Origin of the sequence: Solibacillus sp. FSL K6-1126 (assembly GCF_038003445.1) — a bacterium.
Lineage (GTDB): Bacteria > Bacillota > Bacilli > Bacillales_A > Planococcaceae > Solibacillus > Solibacillus silvestris.
Genome location: NZ_JBBOPD010000001.1, coordinates 1,956,402 through 1,975,178 on the forward strand (window position 1 = coordinate 1,956,402; position 18,777 = coordinate 1,975,178).

General features: G+C 39.8%; 17 protein-coding genes. 13 read left to right on the forward strand and 4 right to left on the reverse strand.

Annotated features, from left to right (window positions below):
* The first annotated feature begins 35 nt into the window (after window positions 1-35).
* Window positions 36-2,342, forward strand: coding sequence for a YhgE/Pip domain-containing protein (locus MHH44_RS09555; RefSeq protein ID WP_340798434.1), 2,307 nt, complete (start codon window positions 36-38; stop codon window positions 2,340-2,342).
* Window positions 2,343-2,394: 52 nt separating this feature from the next.
* Here MHH44_RS09555 and MHH44_RS09560 read toward each other — a convergent pair whose 3' ends face one another.
* Entirely contained in the window at window positions 2,395-2,688 is a 294-nt protein-coding gene (locus MHH44_RS09560) for a YxcD family protein (protein WP_340798435.1), read from the reverse strand.
* Window positions 2,676-3,134 (reverse strand): hypothetical protein, encoded by a 459-nt coding sequence (locus MHH44_RS09565; RefSeq protein WP_014823916.1) that lies wholly within the window; start codon window positions 3,132-3,134, stop codon window positions 2,676-2,678. The genes MHH44_RS09560 and MHH44_RS09565 overlap by 13 nt, the downstream gene beginning before the upstream one ends.
* A gap of 251 nt (window positions 3,135-3,385) precedes the next feature.
* On the opposite strand from MHH44_RS09565, the gene MHH44_RS09570 reads away from it, so the two are divergent.
* The 8 genes from MHH44_RS09570 (at window position 3,386) to MHH44_RS09605 (ending at window position 10,674) form a co-directional block, all read left to right on the forward strand.
* Window positions 3,386-4,369: a diaminopimelate dehydrogenase gene (locus MHH44_RS09570; RefSeq protein WP_340798436.1), complete on the forward strand. Its 984-nt coding sequence runs from the start codon at window positions 3,386-3,388 to the stop codon at window positions 4,367-4,369.
* A gap of 203 nt (window positions 4,370-4,572) precedes the next feature.
* Complete coding sequence (locus MHH44_RS09575) at window positions 4,573-4,845, forward strand: YhdT family protein (RefSeq protein WP_039967203.1); 273 nt, start codon at window positions 4,573-4,575, stop codon at window positions 4,843-4,845.
* The gene (gene panF / locus MHH44_RS09580) at window positions 4,845-6,290 is read left to right on the forward strand and encodes a sodium/pantothenate symporter (protein ID WP_179946246.1); all 1,446 of its coding nucleotides are present in this window, start codon (window positions 4,845-4,847) and stop codon (window positions 6,288-6,290) included. The genes MHH44_RS09575 and panF overlap by 1 nt, the downstream gene beginning before the upstream one ends.
* Before the next feature lie 135 nt (window positions 6,291-6,425).
* Complete coding sequence (locus MHH44_RS09585; protein ID WP_008407110.1) at window positions 6,426-7,160, forward strand: GTP cyclohydrolase II; 735 nt, start codon at window positions 6,426-6,428, stop codon at window positions 7,158-7,160.
* Between the two features lie 12 nt (window positions 7,161-7,172).
* The gene (ribD, locus tag MHH44_RS09590) at window positions 7,173-8,288 is read left to right on the forward strand and encodes a bifunctional diaminohydroxyphosphoribosylaminopyrimidine deaminase/5-amino-6-(5-phosphoribosylamino)uracil reductase RibD (RefSeq protein ID WP_340798437.1); all 1,116 of its coding nucleotides are present in this window, start codon (window positions 7,173-7,175) and stop codon (window positions 8,286-8,288) included.
* Window positions 8,281-9,357: an FAD-dependent monooxygenase gene (locus MHH44_RS09595; protein WP_340798438.1), complete on the forward strand. Its 1,077-nt coding sequence runs from the start codon at window positions 8,281-8,283 to the stop codon at window positions 9,355-9,357. The genes ribD and MHH44_RS09595 overlap by 8 nt, the downstream gene beginning before the upstream one ends.
* A gap of 9 nt (window positions 9,358-9,366) precedes the next feature.
* A complete protein-coding gene (locus tag MHH44_RS09600; RefSeq protein WP_340798439.1) occupies window positions 9,367-9,939 on the forward strand; it encodes a 5' nucleotidase, NT5C type in 573 nt (190 codons plus the stop codon).
* A 141-nt stretch (window positions 9,940-10,080) separates the two neighbouring features.
* Window positions 10,081-10,674, forward strand: coding sequence for a hypothetical protein (locus MHH44_RS09605; protein ID WP_008407106.1), 594 nt, complete (start codon window positions 10,081-10,083; stop codon window positions 10,672-10,674).
* Window positions 10,675-10,900: 226 nt separating this feature from the next.
* On the opposite strand, the gene MHH44_RS09610 is transcribed toward MHH44_RS09605, so the two are convergent.
* Complete coding sequence (locus MHH44_RS09610) at window positions 10,901-11,281, reverse strand: nucleotide excision repair endonuclease (RefSeq protein WP_008407105.1); 381 nt, start codon at window positions 11,279-11,281, stop codon at window positions 10,901-10,903.
* A 454-nt stretch (window positions 11,282-11,735) separates the two neighbouring features.
* Between MHH44_RS09610 and MHH44_RS09615 the strand changes: the two genes are divergently transcribed.
* Both MHH44_RS09615 and MHH44_RS09620 read left to right on the forward strand, forming a co-directional pair.
* Window positions 11,736-12,608, forward strand: coding sequence for a DMT family transporter (locus MHH44_RS09615; RefSeq protein WP_008407104.1), 873 nt, complete (start codon window positions 11,736-11,738; stop codon window positions 12,606-12,608).
* A gap of 102 nt (window positions 12,609-12,710) precedes the next feature.
* A complete protein-coding gene (locus MHH44_RS09620) occupies window positions 12,711-13,445 on the forward strand; it encodes an alpha/beta fold hydrolase (protein ID WP_340798440.1) in 735 nt (244 codons plus the stop codon).
* A 41-nt stretch (window positions 13,446-13,486) separates the two neighbouring features.
* Here the strand turns inward: MHH44_RS09620 and MHH44_RS09625 are convergent, their stop codons facing one another.
* Complete coding sequence (locus tag MHH44_RS09625; protein WP_008407102.1) at window positions 13,487-14,308, reverse strand: TetR/AcrR family transcriptional regulator; 822 nt, start codon at window positions 14,306-14,308, stop codon at window positions 13,487-13,489.
* Window positions 14,309-14,401: 93 nt separating this feature from the next.
* Between MHH44_RS09625 and MHH44_RS09630 the strand changes: the two genes are divergently transcribed.
* On the forward strand, window positions 14,402-17,488 hold the full coding sequence (locus MHH44_RS09630; RefSeq protein WP_340798441.1) for an efflux RND transporter permease subunit: 3,087 nt from the start codon (window positions 14,402-14,404) through the stop codon (window positions 17,486-17,488).
* A 99-nt stretch (window positions 17,489-17,587) separates the two neighbouring features.
* Complete coding sequence (locus MHH44_RS09635; RefSeq protein ID WP_340798442.1) at window positions 17,588-18,766, forward strand: M14 family zinc carboxypeptidase; 1,179 nt, start codon at window positions 17,588-17,590, stop codon at window positions 18,764-18,766.
* The last annotated feature ends 11 nt before the right edge of the window (window positions 18,767-18,777 follow it).

Consider the following 18,777-nt stretch of genomic DNA (forward strand, 5'->3'; position numbering starts at 1 on the left):
CGTATAGGATTATTTTCATAAAAAGGGGGGTTTTTATGGGGTCGTTTCAGTTGTTTGGGAAGGAATTGCAGTCACTGAAAAATCGCAAAGGTTTACTCATTGCATTGATCGGTGTCATGCTCATTCCGATTGTTTATGTAGCAGTTCTTCTGTCTGCTACATGGGGGCCGTACGACAATCTGGATAACTTACCGGTTGCATTCGTCAATAAGGATGCCGGAGGGGTTTCAGGTGGTCAAGCGATCAATGTAGGCAATGATTTAATGGAAACATTGAAAGAAAGTAACTCATTGGGCTGGCATTTTGTGACGGAAGAAGAAGCGATGGAAGGGCTGGATAAGCAGGAATTTTACCTAGTGGTAGAAGTGCCGGAAGACTTTTCGCAAAAGGTGACAACGGTTCTTGATGCAAATCCGCAAGTGCCGGAATTGCGTTACATTCAAAATGAAGGATTAAACTTCATGGGTGCGCAAGTCACGAACAGTGCTGTAGAAAAACTTCGTGAACAATTAGGGGACAAAATTACAGCGACCTATGCCAGAACGGTATTCTCCAGATTTACGGATATCGAAACAGGATTTGCTAGTGGAGCGGATGGTTCGAAGCAAATTGCAGATGGTACAGAGCAGCTGGCGGACGGGACGAACACATTGTTAACATCGTTGACGGAAAAATCGGCAGACATTAACAAACTTGCTGCCGGTGCGAAAACGGCTGATGCGGGGGCAGGTCAGCTTCTTTCCGCGATCAATGGTGGAACAGGCGATATTAATAAGCTAGCGTCCGGATCACGTCAAGTGGCATCTGGTGCGACACAGTTAAAGGGCGGCTCACAGCAAGTGTTAGCGGGTCTTAATTCATTAAAAGGCGGTTCAACGGAAATTTATACAGGCTTACAGAAATTGCAGCCTGGTTCAGAAAATCTTCTGACTGGATTACAGCAGCTTTCAGCAGGAGCAAATCGGCTTTATGCTGGCATCGCTTTAGGGGACGGCACGCAGGGGAATCCAGGGTTGGCAAAAGGCTTAAACCAGCTGGCGACTGTGTTGCAGTCAAAACAGGCGGATATTGAACAAATGGCTCAAGGTGCTGCATTACTGCAAACATTGGCGCAAGCACCTGGCATGGAAGCATACCGTGAAAATTTACTTGCTTTAAGTGCAGGCTTAGGAGAGCTTGGTACCGTTTATCCGGTTGCCGTTCAAAGTGCCAATGCATTAAGCAATGGTGCCAACCAGATGGCACAATCAATGCCTGCATTGACAGCCGGAATTGAAAACGCAATTGCCGGTCAGAAAACGATTGTATCCGGTATTAGTTCATTAACAGCTGGACAAGGGCAGGCAGTAAAAGGAATCGATGCGCTCGTTGCAGGACAGACAGCGGTCGTTTCAGGTGCATCAACTTTAGCGGGTGGTGCTTCCCAAGTAGCAAATGGTAACGCATCGCTAACAAGTTCATGGAACAAATTAGGCGCAGGTGTTTCCAGCCTGAAAAGCGGGTTGACACAAATCAGCACGGGTAATGAAACCGTTGCAGTCGGCTGGCAAACAATGACAGAAGGTGTTACTTCATTAAATGATGGTGTCAATCGTCTTCAGGCAGGTTCATCGGAATTGGCGACTGGTTTGGAAGGTGGTCGTGAGCAAGTGGCGGCATTACGAATTACCGATGAAAATATTGCGATGTTCTCTTCACCAGTCACGTTGGCAGGGGAGAAGGTTAATGCTTATGAATATTACCGCGATTCAACAGCACCGTATATTTTATCGTTGGCATTATTCGTAGGTATGCTTGTGTTGTCCATGTTTGTGGACTTTAAAAAGCCGGCTGTATTGCCAAAGTCTGCTGTAAGCTGGTTTGTCAGTAAATGGCTGCAATTAGCACTGTTTGCTACAATTCAGGCGGTATTGGTTACAGGATTTACATTAGTCGTATTACAGCTATCGGTAGATCATGTAGTACAGTTTATTTTATTCGGGATTTTTGTCAGCATTGTGTTCATGTCAATTATTTTCTTCCTTGTATCGGTTGCAGACAATATCGGACGATTTATCGCACTTGTACTTGCTGTTGCACAATTATCGATTACAGGTTCGAATTTGCCGATTCCAATGCTGCCTGAAAATTTGCAGGCTGTAAGTGCGTATTTACCGTTTACGTATTCAATCTCAGGGTTCAAATCGGTTATTTCATTGGGTGATCTATCAATGTTATCATCGAATGCTTTAGTTCTTGTCATTTATTTAGTCGCTGCTTCTGTATTGGCACTGATCGCGTTTATCGTAAGCTACAAATCACTTACGACGAAGTATACGCCGGAAGTACAGCCGACTGCATAAAATAAGACCCGTCTTCTCTCAAATCAGAGAGGAGACGGGTCTTACTTTTTTATTAAAACTCTACGTGAGCAATCATGCCTTCTTCATCATCAATAGCAAGTGAAATACGTGCTGACATTGAATCTCGGCCAAGCTGCTCATCAATATACAGACGAAGTGCCATAATGAAATTTACAGAGTTGTAAACGTCTAGCTGTCCATTGTAGAAAGCTTCCGCTGAATATCCGGCAACATCATCATACATTAACTCCACTTCTACATCTTCTGGTGCTGTGTTTTTGAATTTTGCATGGAATAGACAAACGGTATTAATTAAATCTTGTTCAAGTAATGTTAGTTTTTCCACGTATCAGTAACCTCTTTATCTTTTTTGCGTTTGATCAACTGGTAAATCTTCACTAGGAAGAAGACAATTGCCGCAATTGCTGCTACGTTGATTAACAGACCTAAAATGTTACCTAACATACCCATGCCGGCAAACATGCTACCGAATAATAAACCGGCTAAACCACCAAGCATTAAGCCTTTCATTAAACCGCCTTTGTTTGATGAAGCTGTATTTGAATCATTCTTTTTCGTTGTATTGTTATTTTGTTTTGTTGTTGTCGGGTTTGTTGCATCGTTGTTGTTTTTCTGAATATTAGAATTGTTATTGTTGCTGTTGAAGCCTTTTTTCCCAGATTTGTAACCTTTTGCTTCAACTGACTGTGCATCATTAGCAAATAAAATCGTAGTCCCTACACTTGAAAATACAAGTGTGAATGCTAATAAAATCGCTGATAACTTTTTCATGTTTTTCCCCCAATTAGTCTATTTTTTACTTTATCAGTATATCAAAAATTCACCTAAATAGAAAATGAAAACACTTTTATGTAAATAATACAAGCATCGCGCGAAAGATAACATTTCTTGTGAAAACAACGAAAAATATTGTATTCATAAAAATGAAACTGTATGATGAAATATAATTTAGACGAAAATTCTGAATTTACATCATGATGTAAATGAGCAATCGTCGAATAATTAACTTGGGGGAATGAATAATGAGTAAAATTCGCATTGGTATTGTAGGTTACGGGAACTTAGGTCGAGGTGTAGAAGCAGCAATCGGACAAAATGCTGACATGGAATTGGTAGCTGTATTTACGCGACGTGATCCTGCTACAGTTTCAATCCAATCACCGAACGTACCGGTTTATTTAGTGGAAGACGCACCGAATTACAAAGAACAAATTGATGTTATGATTTTATGTGGTGGTTCTGCAAAGGATTTACCGGAGCAAGTTCCTCATTTTGCACAATGGTTCAACACGATCGACAGCTATGATACGCATGCAAAAATTCCGGAGTTTTTTGATGCAGTCGAAGCAGTGGCACAAAAAAGTGACACAGTTTCAATCATTTCGGTTGGCTGGGACCCGGGTCTGTTTTCATTGAATCGTCTATTGGGTGAAACAGTACTACCTGAAGGAAATACATATACATTCTGGGGAGACGGCTTAAGCCAAGGTCACTCAGATGCAGTGCGTCGTATTGAAGGCGTAAAAAATGCAGTGCAATATACATTGCCGATTAAAGAAGCGGTTAACCGTGTGCGCAACGGTGAAAATCCGGAGCTGACAACACGTGAAAAACATGCCCGTGAATGCTTTGTTGTATTGGCAGAAGGTGCAGATGCAGCAACGATCGAAAAAGAAATTAAAGAAATGCCAAATTATTTTGCGGATTATGATACGACTGTGAACTTTATTACGGAAGCTGAATTTAAAGAAAATCACCAAGGTATGCCACATGGCGGATTTGTTATCCGTTCTGGTCAATCCGGCGAATCAGACAAACAAATTATGGAGTTTTCATTAACGCTTGAATCGAATCCGATGTTTACATCAAGTGTTCTCGTTGCCTATGCCCGCGCTGCATACAAATTGCACGCAAAGGGAGACAAAGGGGCAAAAACGGTGTTCGACATTCCATACGGTTTATTATCCCCAAAATCACCGGCCGATTTGCGCAAAGAGTTACTGTAATTTCCAAATGGGGCGTCGTCTAGTAAATCTAGGCGACGCTTTTTTATTTTTGCTAGACAAATCGTCGACAAAGTCTTTTCATTCAAGGTTTGGCAACGTAGAATAGAGAGGTTAAGTCTCTAAAATGACGATTGTCCACTTAGAGCGAGTTAATTCCCTAATGAATCTGAAATTACAGCAGATTTAAATGGTAAACAGAAAGGATGTTTAATGTGCAGGATAAGCGTTTTAAAATCGCACATAAAGAAGCACTGATCGGTGTCGTGCTTGTCATCATCAACTTTGCAATCTGGTTCGGATTTGCGTATGGGCTTGGTTCTGGTGACCCGCTTGAGTATGACTATGTATTCGGATTTCCGGCATGGTTTTTCTATAGTTGTATCGCAGGAACCATTTTCATGATTATTGCCATCTGGCTTGCGATGAAGCTTTTCTTCAAAGATATTTCACTTGAAGAGGAGGACGATCAAAAATGATACATTGGTCTGTGATTATTCCATTACTCATATTTTTAATCATCATTTTTGGTATCGGGATTTGGGCAAATCGCCAAGTCCGTACATCTAATTCGTTTTTACAGGAATATTTTTTAGGCGGTCGCGAAATGGGCGGTTTCATCCTGGCGATGACGATGATGGCGACATATGGCAGTGCCTCAAGTTTTATCGGGGGACCAGGAGTTGCCTATAATACAGGTCTTGGATGGGTTCTGTTGGCAATGGCACAACTGCCTGCAGGTTATTTTGTTTTAATGGTGCTCGGCAAAAAATTTGCGATTGTGGCACGCCGAATTGAAGCGATTACATTAATCGACTTTTTAAAGAAACGCTATGACAGCCATACCATTGTTATTTTATCGGCAATCAGTATCATTATCTTCCTTTTTGCTTCCATGACAGCGCAATGGGTAGGTGGGGCACGTCTGATTGAATCGTTGACAGGGCTTTCTTATACAAGTGCATTGCTCATTTTTGCAGTAGCCGTATTGGCGTATGTAATTATCGGTGGTTTCCGGGCTGTTGCGTTAACGGATGCATTGCAAGGATCGATTATGATTGTAGGTACGGTCATCCTTCTTATTGCTACAGTCATTGCCGGTGGTGGTGTTGACACAATTATGCAAGGATTGGTTGCAGAAAATCCGAATTTAGTGACGCCATTTGGTGCGGAACAAAACCTGACACCATTGTATGTTTCAACATTTTGGATTTTAATTGGACTTGGTGTTATTGGTTTGCCACAAATCGCGGTTCGTGCGATGAGTTACAAAGATTCGAAAAGCCTACATAAAGCCATTTTAATCGGGACAATCGGAATCGGGACAATCATGTTTGGCATGCATTTAATCGGTGTATTTGCACGTCCGGTCATGCCGGGAATTGAAGTCGGCGATAAAGTCATGCCGCTGCTGACATTGGAAGTGCTGCCGCCGGTTCTGGCAGGAATCGTACTCGCAGCTCCAATGGCGGCCATTATGTCGACGGTTAATGCACTGCTGATACTAGTAAGTTCTACGGTTGTAAAAGATATTTATTTAAACTATATCAACCCGAAAGCAAGCGATGCACAAATTAAAAATCGCAGCTTCTGGGTGACAAGCATTATCGGGGGCGCGGTAGTTATTTTTGCCGTTAAACCGCCTGAGCTGTTAATCATGCTGAATTTGTTTGCGTTCGGCGGACTGGAATCGGCCTTTTTATGGAGTGTTGTTTTTGGCCTGTACTGGAAGAAAGCAAACAAATACGGGGCTATCAGTTCGATGATTGTCGGCCTGACATTATATATTGTCATCTACCGTTTTGCGGAAAATATTTATGGCATGCATTCCGTAACAATTCCGATCATAGCTTCTCTTATCACATTTGTAGCAGTAAGTATGATTGCACAAAAGGTGAAAAAAATAGAAGATTACCATTTCTAATAGCCAGAATCGTTTTGGCTCTGTATGATAGAAACCAGGACTATCAATTGATAGTTCTGGTTTATTTGACGTTAAACGCTTATTATTGTAAACTAGGTTACATAAAGTAACTTAATAAAAAATAAAGGTGATAAGATGAAAAAAATAATGGCTATTTTAGAAGATAAAATTCAGCTTGTACGTCGTGATGATCTGCAAAATATTGCAGTTGTCGGACCGGTAAAGCTACCTATAAAACAAGAAAATCTAGAAGCAACATTCCAGTGGTACTCATGGACAACTGTTGAAAAAAACCAGACGAAAGAACAGGTAGTAGACTCTGTATCATCGATGCATTTAGCTTTTGGCCAGCAGTCATCTGTACTTGTGTATGGTGATTTTGCCAATCAGGATGATGCATTGATCCGTATGCACAGCATTTGTCATACAGGTGATATTTTCGGTTCACAGCGTTGTGACTGTGGCTATCAACTACATGAATCCATGAAGATGATTGTTGAACACGGCTGTGGCGCTATCTTTTATTTGGCAGATCATGAAGGTCGCGGTATTGGTCTGTTTTCCAAATCACTTGCTTACTTATTGCAGGAAGAAGCGTTTGATACGGTGGAAGCGAATCATGCACTCGGTTTTGAAGATGATGTCCGCTCATATGATGATGCAATCCGAGTATTGCAAGTCCTGCGGGCAAAACCGGTAACGCTCATTACGAACAATCCGAAAAAACTTGCAGCATTGCAGGAAAACGGTTTACTTGCGGATGGCCATATTCCATTATGGGGCGGCCTGACGGAAACGAATGAACAGTACTTGAAAACTAAAGTAGAAAAGTCTGGACATATCGGAATTGTTGAAAAGTTAACTGTGTAAGGAGAATTTCTAATGAAAACTGATCAGGACTATATGCAGCTTGCGCTTGAATTGGCAGCAAGTGCCAGAGGGAATACAAATCCAAATCCGCTAGTTGGAGCCGTTATCGTAAAAGATGGTGTCATTGTCGGTACAGGACTTCATCGAAAAGCAGGGGAACCCCATGCAGAAGTACATGCGGTGAATATGGCAGGTGAACATACAAAAGATGCGACAATTTATGTCACACTGGAACCATGTTCACACTACGGCAAAACACCACCTTGTGCGAAGCTGTTGAAAGAAAGCGGGTTTAAGCGCGTCGTCGTTGCCACGGAAGATCCAAATCCTGAAGTAGCTGGGCGCGGTATTCGTCTTTTACGCGATGCGGGAATCGAAGTGGAAGTCGGTGTGCTTCAAGAGGAAGCACAAAAGCTGAATGAACGCTTTATTCATAATATGCTGACAGAGCGTCCGTTTGTAGTTGCGAAATTCGCCATGACACTTGACGGCAAAATTGCGACATATAATGGTCATTCACAATGGATTACAGGGGAAGAAGCGCGCGGGGATGTACATGAATTGCGTCATGAAGTGGACGGGATATTAGTAGGTGTACAAACGGTTTTAAATGATAATCCAAAGCTGACGACGCGACTAAAGGATGATCGACAAGGTCGTAACCCGATACGTGTCGTGTTGGATAGTACTTTGAAAACACCGGTTGATGCACATATTGCGGACACAACGGAAGCTCGTACAATCATTGTCACTTCACTCGATTCTGATGAAGAAAAGGCACAGCAATTGGAGCGTAATGGTGTTGAAATTATTCGAGTAGAAAAAGAAAAAACAGGCTTGCACATAGAGGATATGTTGAAAGCATTATTTAAAAAGGGTATTACGCATCTGCTTGTTGAAGGTGGGGGCAATGTGAACGCGTCATTTTTACGAGGCGGCTTCATTGACCAGTATATCGTGTATATCGCACCGAAAGTATTGGGTGGGAAAAACTCCATTACACCGTTTACAGGAACTGATGTAGAAACAATCGATGTGGCAAATCAGCTTGAATTTGGTGAAGTCACTCACGTCGGGGAAGATTTGCATATTATTGCCTATCCAAAGAAGGCTGGTTTACATGATTAAAAAAGTGGATGTATGCATTGTTGGCGGTGGTCCAGGCGGTGCGCTTCTTGCCAATATATTAGCGAAAAATAATGTGTCTGTTCTTTTAATTGAACGGACAAATGGCTTTGCAAAGGCATTCCGCGGGGAACATTTAAATGAAGAAGGCGAGCGGATTTTAAAACAGTATGAGCTATTCGAACGAATTGAACAGCTCGGTTTGCTGCGTATGGAAACATTGGAATATTGGATGAGCGGTGAAAAGTTTAAAACAATTGAACCGGATCCGGCTGTAGGGCATTTAGGCATCCATGTTCCGCAAGCTCATTTGCTTCAAGCAATTATCGAGCAGGCACAAGGCTATCCAACGTTTAACTATTTATTGAATACAACGGTTAAAGAGCTTGTTCAAAACGAGCACGGACAATATACAGCAGTTCGCGCCAAACAAGGTGATATAGATATGACAATTGAGGCACAGCTTATCATCGGTGCGGATGGGCGCTATTCTACAGTTAGAAAATTGGCGAATTTAGATGTAACGATCCGCGATCATGGCTATGATCTGCTCTGGGCAAGAATACCGGCACCTGCAAATTGGACACCTTCCATTAAAATGGCCCTTGTTGATGGCATGCAAATTTCCTTGTTTACACAGGCAAAAGGATTTGTACAAATCGGCTGGAATATTAATAAAGGAAGCTATCCGGAATTACGCAAACAGCCTTTTATGCCGTTTATTGAAAAGCTCGTAAAAGCATTTCCACAATTGGCCCCTGTCGTACAGGAACATATCCAGTCATGGAAAGACTTTGTGCTGCTTGATGTATTCAGCAGTACAACGGAGCAATGGGGTAAAGAAGGTGTTGCATTAATCGGGGATGCTGTGCATACGATGACTCCGACCGGCGCGTACGGATTAAATAGTTCGTTAATGGATGCCCATATGCTGGCACAAATGCTACTGGAAAATGAGAAGTTTGATTTTATCAGCTGCGCAACAGCACGAAAACAACAGATTGAAAAAATCCAGGCAATACAAATAGAAAAAGAGCAAAAGTTTCATGAAGCTTTTCTCGTATTAAGTTAGGTGAGGGATATGAAATTCGGATTTGACATTGATGATACGTTAATCGATTTACGTCGACATGCGTTTCATTTATATAATAAAAAATTGAACAAAACGATTGGCGAAGATGTGTTTGATACAATTGCAACTGTCGAAATCCATGAACCATTTGGGCTAACAAATGAAGAAGGCAACCAAATGTGGAAAGACTCAATGGAAGAAATCTATTTCACGAATTGTCCAAGCTTTGAAGGCGCAAAAGAGGTATTGAACGCTTTAGCAGAAGAAGGGCATGAAATTTACTATATTACATCCCGTCCGAAAGGGTATTGTGAACAGACCCGCGCATGGGTAAAAGCACAAGGGTTCCCGGTTGTGGATGAGCGTTTTTACTGCGGGATGGCAGACCATGAGAAAATCGATATTATCAAAAACCTGGAACTTGATGTATATGTAGATGATAAACCAGCTGTTTTAAACACATTGGCTGGTAGCACAACGAAAGTAATCGTGAAAAACCAGTCATACAATCAGACTGTGGAATATACGCGTCTTACAAGTTGGGATGAATTTAAAAAACTGGTCGGTTACGCATCGGTGTAATCGATATGGGAAAGTCACGGAGCCATTCCGAGACTTTCTTTTTTATATAAAAGTTAAAATAGTTTGAATTTTTTCCTTTCAAGAGAAAGAATATGTGGTATTGTTAACAGTGTATAGACATACTGGTTGGAGGATTTTACTATGATAACACAACAACATTACGAAGCAAGCGTTCATTACAACGGGATTATATTACTGTCGGCCTACTTACAACGCCAATATGTATATCGTACAATTCAAGTACGTCTGAATGGGGCAAGTGAAGAACCATTAAATAAAGTGAAAAATATGCTTGAACATACAGAACTGATGCTTAATATTTTCGAGGAATCTAAAGAATTGATGGAAGGACAGCGCAACAAACTCAAATCTTTCGCAGATGAGGTTGCCCTCCTGATGCAAAACTATATTAAAGAAGAGCCGGATTTTAAAGAGCGTTTAGCAGTTGTCGGATCGACACTTTACTCGGAGCAGCTGATGAATAATGGAATTATTAAACTCGGCTATATTTTTAAACAAAACATCGGCAAAGATTTTCCGGCACGCGTCAAGTTTTACGAAGAACGTACAAAAGTAATCGACGTGATGGTACAGCTCGTATCGGAAGGAAAAGAAATCGAGAAGGGCATGCAGGACATTTTAAACAAATGGTACGACGGCATTGCCATCCAGAAAAAAGGCATTATGGAAGATTTATCGAAAATTAATGAAATGCTCGATTTTAAAGCAGAATAATTAAAGATTTGTGCAGAAAAGTAGAAGTAAATTAATAAACGGATATTTTGTAAAATTGATTGGAATGGAGGGCGACTCCAGCGGGAACAGCACGACGCCTGAGACTACAGGCTCAGGCCGTGCCCGCGGAAAGCGTCCCGGAATGGAAATCAATTTTTAACGCATAGAAAAAATGCCATTTTTCTCTCTCGGAGGAAAATGGCATTTTTGGGCTATGTCTCACAATTTATGCGCGTTCGAAAAAAACTTTATCGATATTGTATTTTGACTGGAATTGATTGATTGCAAATGTTTCGTAAATTTCACGTTCCATTGGATCTTCAATTTCATATACTTCAATTTTGTGAATTTCAGCACGGTGGTTTTTCATTGGTGAAACATTGTCTTCAAAGTGCTTTTTGATACGTTGACGGATTTTACGTGCTTTACCTACGAATAAAAGCTCGTTCTTTTCATTATAGAAGAAGAAGATACCGCCTTTATCACGCGTAATTTTATGGAAATCAATAAATCCGAAGTATGGTGTAATTTCAACATCCCCTGGTTTTAACACTTGTTCGCGTTGACGAATTACTAAATCTGGTTTTGGCATTTCAATTTTAATCAAACTGTTCACGTCCCTAAATTATTCTAAAAGTTTATTTTACACGATAATACGATAAAATGCTATTGATATAGTAGTCCAGGCATTGGCGAATAGTAAAATAAGCGGATTTTTTACCGTTATTTTCAAAACTATGGATATTTCCGACAATATAAAAGGAATTTCCTTAAACAACTATACGAAGTGTATACATATTATCCGACACTGGTAAACTAATTTTTTCTTGTAACAACTCCGAACAAAACTAAATCAATACCATAATCTACATACCTTTAAGCTAATAAAAAACTACTTCTAACAAACCCAGTCAAGCAAAAAATTCTAACTTTACTGCAAGTTAAGATAATTTTTGAATTTTCGCTTTCTTTTTCCTCGAAGTTTGTCTATTGTAAAAGTAGTTTGTTCAGCTAAAAACAATTATACATAAACAGTAGTTTAAAAAGAGAGAAGGAATCATATGCAAAAATATAAAGGTGAGCTGCTCATGCTCATCACCGCTGTCATGTGGGGAAGCGGTTTTGTCGGAATGGCGAAAGGGCTTGAACATTGGACCGTTTTTCAATTGATGGCCGGGAGATTTTTATTAGCTTCCATTATTTTAAGTTTCATTTTCTATAAAAAATTAAAACTCATTTCAAAAGCTGTAATATGGAAAGGTGCGATTCTCGGCGCAATCTTGTTTATCGCCTTTGCCCTGCAGACCATGGGCTTGGAATATACAACCCCATCTAAAAATGCATTCTTGACAGCGATTAATGTCATTATCGTTCCAATTATCGCTTATGTCATTTACAAAAGAAGAATTGACCGGTTTGAGTTTATCGCAGCTGGTGTGGCAGTGGTCGGAATTGGTTTTTTATCATTGCAGGATTCAATGACGATCAATTTCGGCGATTTCCTGTCGATTCTTTGTGCGGTCGGATTCGCTTTCGATATTTTTTATACAAATGTATTTGTTAAAACTGAAGATGCTTTAGCGCTGACAATTGTCCAGTTTTATACGGCGACTGTCCTAAGTGTAATTAGTGTTGTCATGCTAGGGGAAGTGCCGACGACTTATACTTCAGAAGGGTTGGGTATCATAGTGTACTTGGCAATATTTTGTACTGCTGTGGCGTATGTATGCCAAAATATCGGCATGCAATATGCAAACCCTACGAAATCTGCCATTATTCTATCAACGGAATCATTGTTCGGTACGATGTTCTCCGTCCTTATTTTAAATGAAATTTTAACTGGGCGTATGCTTGTTGGTTGTGTTCTTATCTTCTTTGCGATTTTGTTTGCAGAAGTCAAACCGACCTTTAGACGTAAAAAATCCTATATATAATGAACAGCCATTTTAAGCAATCCGTTTAAAATGGCTGATTTTGTTTATTATTATAGAAATACGGAAAAGGATAAGAGATGAATTCAGGGGAGGACTGGTTATATGTTAAATTATACGCGAAATGGTTCTGGGGAAATTGTAGTATTAGTACATGGATTTTTAGGGAGTACAGCAATATTCGAAAAAATTATGGAACCTTTAACAAAGCAATTTGATGTCATTGCAATCGATTTACCAGGGCATGGAAAAAGTGAAATGCCGGAAGGGGAATATACAGTTTATCGCTATGCCGAAGATATAATCAATGTATTAGTTACGGAAAAAGTTGAAAAGGCTTATTGGGTCGGGCATTCGATGGGTGGCTATATTACATTGGCGGCAATCGAGAAACAATACTCTAAAATCGAAAAGGCTGTCTTATTGTATTCATCCGACTCATCGGATACACCAGAAGCAATCGATAAAAGAACGAAACAACAAGAAGAGATTCAGGAACATGGAACAGGCTCGTTCGTAGACGGAGTGATTCATAACTTCCTTGCGCCCGATGCAAAAACGGAAGATGTGCTGTTTGCAAAAGAAGTTGCCTATGAAGGAAAAGAAGAAGGCCTTGTTGCTGCACTAGGTGCTATGAAGTCACGTCCAAACCAACGAGATCTTGTCGATACAATATCAATTCCAATTCTCGTCATTGAAGGAGAACAGGACAAAGCTGTCACACCGATTACGACATCCAACCCGAATGTGGAGAAAGTAAAAACCAATACAGGACATCTTGGTATGGTGGAAGATTCTCAAACGGTAGCAAGAGAAATCATTCGTTTCCTAAACAGCTAAAACTAAAAAGAGAGGGATCCATTTTTTGGGTCCCTCTCTTTTTAACTGTATTGCTTTTTCAAATATAACGTAATCCAATTAAAGGACTCGTTTTTTTCTAAATTGGAGATGAGACCAATAATGATCGCATTTCTTGGATTTTCACTTTTCAGTTCTTCTATTAATAATTGGAGGGAATCGAGTTCCAAGTTGTTCGTCGTCTGCTGTTGAAGCAACATTAGTTCCTCCACTATATGATCAATCGAATAATTTTCGATCCGTCTGTAAAACTGTGAAGTATTTTGCAACAGCGCTATTTTACTTTTTGTCGCTAATAAAGTTGTCTTCTCAACAAGCGAATCTGCAAACCTCATCGCATCAAATGTCTGGCACGAGTCGAAAATATACTGCATATACGATTGAACCATCCCATTTACAATAACGACTAAATCATATTGTCGTCCCTCGATTTGTTCGCCAAATACTTCAAACAGCAGCTTTTCCAAATTTTTATTGGAAAGCTCTACATAATAATGAATCCGTTCAATTAATGCCTTATTGATGGCAGAAACGTTTTCCTTCATCAAAATATCCGCAAATCCCGCATAGTGTGACAATACTTTCATAGTATGAACAAAGTAGATATGGAGCTTTTCTGAAGGCGTATTACCTTCACTGACTGCTTGGTCAACTTCGCGAATTATATTGTTCATAAAATGTTCAATAATAGAAAAAACGAGCTCGTCTTTTGATTTAAATGATAAATAAAAAGCACCTTTAGAAATGCCGCAATGATCGGTAATTTGCTGTACTGACGTAGCTTCTATCCCTTTTTCGGCAAATAAATGTAGTGCTGAATCGATTATCAATTGTTTTCTTGTCATAATATTTTCAAGCCCCTTTCAATTGACACGTGACCGACTAGTCATTATTATAGAATGGTGGTTACATATAGTCAAGAAAGGTAAGGTGGAACTGTGAGGGGCTTGGTTAATTTCGTATTAAAGAATAAGCTTGCAGTATGGTTACTAACAATCATTATCGTGTTTTCCGGTATTTATTCATCCACGCGTATGAAAATGGAGTCGATTCCAGATATTTCGATCCCGTTCCTAATCGTTATGGGTGTTTATCCTGGGGCAACACCAGAGCAAGTAATGGATGATCTTTCAATTCCTTATGAAAAGGCAGTTGAAAGTTTAGAAGATGTAAAGGCTGTATATTCTACATCTTCATCAAATGTTTCACAAGTTCAAGTGGAATATGAATATGGCGTGGATATGGATGAAAAGAAACGTCAGTTAGAAGCTGCTTTAGATAATATTGAGCTTCCTGAAGGTGCACAAGAACCTTCGATCATGGCAATCAGTATGAACATGATGCCTGTTATTGCATTATCAGTAAGTAGTTCGGATGAAGATATTATTGAACTGACGTCGACAGTAGAGAAAATAATTTTGCCGAAACTAAACAAAATTGACGGTGTTGCATCTGCGACAGTTACAGGTCAACATCTTGAAGAAGTTGCCTTCACATATGATGAAGAAAAGATGGCACAATTAGGTTTAACGGAAGAATCTGTTAAGCAAATGATTCAGGCAAGTGACCTTGCAGTCTCGTTAGGATTATACGAGTTTGAAGATGGCGAGCAAGCTGTTGCAGTTGACGGCAAGTTCAAAACAGAAGAACAGTTAAAAGAAATGCTGATTCCTGTAACACCTTCTGAAACCAACCCGGTTCCTTTCGTAAAACTAGGGGATATTGCTGAAATCGAAAAAGTAGGTAAAGTGCAATCAGTATCTCGAACAAATGGTAAAGATGCGATTGCGATTCAAATCGTAAAAGGCCAGGATGCCAATACGGTGACTGTAGCCAATGCGGTTAAAGATTTAATCGAAGAAGAGCAGGAAGCCATTTCAGGTCTTAAAATCGATATTTCTTTAGACCAAGGGAAACCAATTGAAGATTCCGTCTTTACAATGGTTGAAAAAGCGGTATTTGGCGGTTTAATCGCAGTATTAATTATCCTATTATTCCTGCGTGACTTTAAATCAACTATTATCTCGATTATTTCAATTCCAGTGTCAGTATTCATGGCTTTAATGGCATTGCACTGGCTGGATATTACGCTGAATATTATGACGCTTGGTGCGATTACGGTTGCAATCGGACGGGTAATTGACGACTCCATTGTAGTAGTAGAAAATATTTATCGTCGTATGCATTTAAAAGAAGAGAAATTACAAGGCCGTGCGTTAATTCGTGAAGCAACAATTGAAATGTTCAAGCCGATCATGTCTTCAACATTAGTAACAATTGCAGTATTCGCACCACTTGTATTTGTAGGCGGTATGGTAGGGGAATTATTCGTACCATTCGCATTAACAATGTCATTTGCTTTAATCGCATCATTAATCGTTGCGATTACAATCGTACCTGCACTTTCACACACATTATTCCGTAAGAAAATTTACGGTGAAAAGTCTGAAAGTCAGCATAAAGAAGTCGGTAAGCTTGCAGTAACATACCGTAATTTCTTGGAAAAATCTTTAAACCATAAATGGATTTCGTCAATTATTGCGATTGTTCTATTAGTTGGTTCACTAGCGCTAACACCATTAATCGGCTTTAGTTTCATGGGTTCTCAAGAAGAGAAAGTAATGTATTTAACATACACACCTGGAACTGGCGAATTGATGGAAGAGACACTTACGAATATTGAAGAAGTAGAAAAAGAGTTATTGAAACGTGAAGATATCGATATTTTACAATTATCGGTGAACACAGAACCTTCTACTGATGCTGCTGCAATGATGACTGGCGGTGGTGCAGGCGGTGGTTTAATCTATGCGATTTTCGATCCGGATATGGAAGATTTCCCGAAAGCGAAAAAAGAAGTAGAAGACTATATCTTTAACATTGGCCAATCCGGCGAGTGGAAAACGCAAAACTTCGCGATGGGTATGTCATCGAATGAAGTAAGCTATACACTATATAGTGAAGATTTAGATAAGTTAAACGAAGCAGTTGCTCAAGTAGAAGATGTTCTAGTTGATGTTAAAGGACTTGATGAAGTTGAGTCTAATGCTTCTGCACCATATGTAGAAAATGTAATCAAAGTAGATCAGGAAAATGTATTACAATACGGTCTGACTACTGCTCAAATTTTAATGGCTTTACAAACAAATAATACAAAAGAAGTGCTGACAACTGTTGAAAGTGACGGCGCTGATATTAATGTAGTTGTTCAACGCGAAGCAAAATCTGCAGCAGCGGATATTGATGAATTACTGGAAACACCGATTCAAACGGCAACTGGTCAAACAATGACAATTGGTGACATTGTTGAACTTGAAGAAGGTACGACTTTAAATTCATTATCTCGTCAAAAAGGCGAATACTTTGCGACTGTATCTGCAACGATCACAGACAAAGATATATCAAAAGCAACATCTGCAGCAGATGAGAAAATTGCTAATCTAGAATTACCGAAAGGCGTTACGACTGGTGTAGGTGGTGTAGCTGCAGATATGGCTGAAACATTTACTCAACTAGGGGTTGCGATGATTGCAGCTATTGCGATTGTTTACTTTATCTTAGTAGTAACATTCGGTGAAGGTTTAGCACCATTTGCGATTTTATTCTCTTTACCATTTACAGTAATCGGTTCATGGATTGGATTGTTCGCAACAGGTCTTACAATTTCGGTTTCAGTTATGATGGGATTACTGATGTTAATCGGAATTGTTGTCACAAATGCGATCGTACTTGTTGACCGCATTATCCGTATGGAACATGAAGGCATGAACATGCGTGAAGCAATTCTGGAAGCCGGTGCAACTCGTTTACGTCCAATCTTAATGACGGCGATTGCAACTATTGGTGCAATGTTACCAATGGCATTCGGTGGTGCTGGCGGCGGTCTGATTTCTCAAGACCTTGCTGTAACAGTAATTGGTGGTTTATTATCATCAACATTATTAACATTAATCATCGTACCGATTGTATATGAAGTATTATCAAAAATGCTGAAGAAGAATCGTAAAGATGTAAAAGACAATTAATACGAACAGCCTGTAAGAAGTAATTCTTGCAGGCTGTTTTTTATAGTAAAGTTATGGGTATAGAAGAAAAGTTTTGATATACATAGCGGGAGGCATTTTATGAAGAAACTATTGTTGTTCAGTCTATTAGCTGCAGCCATATTCAGTTTTAGTTCGATTTCTGCCGAAGCAGCTTCAAACGCAATCGGGCTTGGTAATTACCCGGTACAAGTAGTTGCGAAGAAGAATACAGAACTAAAAGATGAGCGCGGCAACATCATAAAGACTGTATCAAAAGGTGAAAAGTTATTATTGAAGGCATTAAAAGGTACATCCGGAGTTATCAACTATTCTTCCAAAGAAGCCTACATCCCTTTAACCGATATTCACTATATCCAGTTAGTCGATGGTTCGAAAATAATCACGTCCGATGAAGTGGCAGCAAAGCTAAAGCTCGTTTCTCAAATGTATCCATCACTGACGAAATTGAAGATAATCGGGAATTCGGTTGAGGGACGTTCTTTATATTCATTAAAAGTTGGAACGGGTAAAAAGGAAGTATTAATGGATGCATCTTTTCATGGACGCGAACATATGACGACAAATGTATTGATGGAAATGATTGATACATATTTAAAAGCGTATTTGAACGGAACTAAAATTGGAAAATACGATGTGAAGAAAATTTTAAGTGAAGTGAGCATCGTATTTGTGCCAATGGTGAATCCTGATGGGGTAACACTGGCGCAAGGAGGCAAAGTAAAAACATCGATGACAAAGCTTAAAGCAATGAACAACAACAGCACCAATTTTAATCGTTGGAAAGCAAATATAAACGGTGTCGATTTGAATCGTCAATTTAATGTGAACTGGCATTTAATCAAAACGACAAAGCCTTCGTTCAAAGAATATAAAGGAAAAGCGCCAAATACTGAACCGGAAGCGCTTGCGATCAAAAGACTGATCGACCGTGGGGATCATTTAGCGTATATTTCATATCATTCTTCCGGTCAACTTATTTACTGGAGCCAAACGAAATCAAAGTTCAGCCGAACGAAAAAGTTGGTGAAAGGGGTATCGTCCATTACCGGCTATAAAGTAATGCCGGTAACAAAGAAAAATGAACCAATAGCGGCATCTGAAGATTACTTCACAAAAGTAAAAGACCGCCCTGCAATGACGGTTGAAATCGCGCCATATGCCGGGGAAGCATCCGTTCCGTTAAAAAGATGGAATAATGTTTGGAAGCAAAATAAAACAGTCGGACTTTATATAGCCAATGAGGCCCGGAACTGGTAAAAAAACTGGTG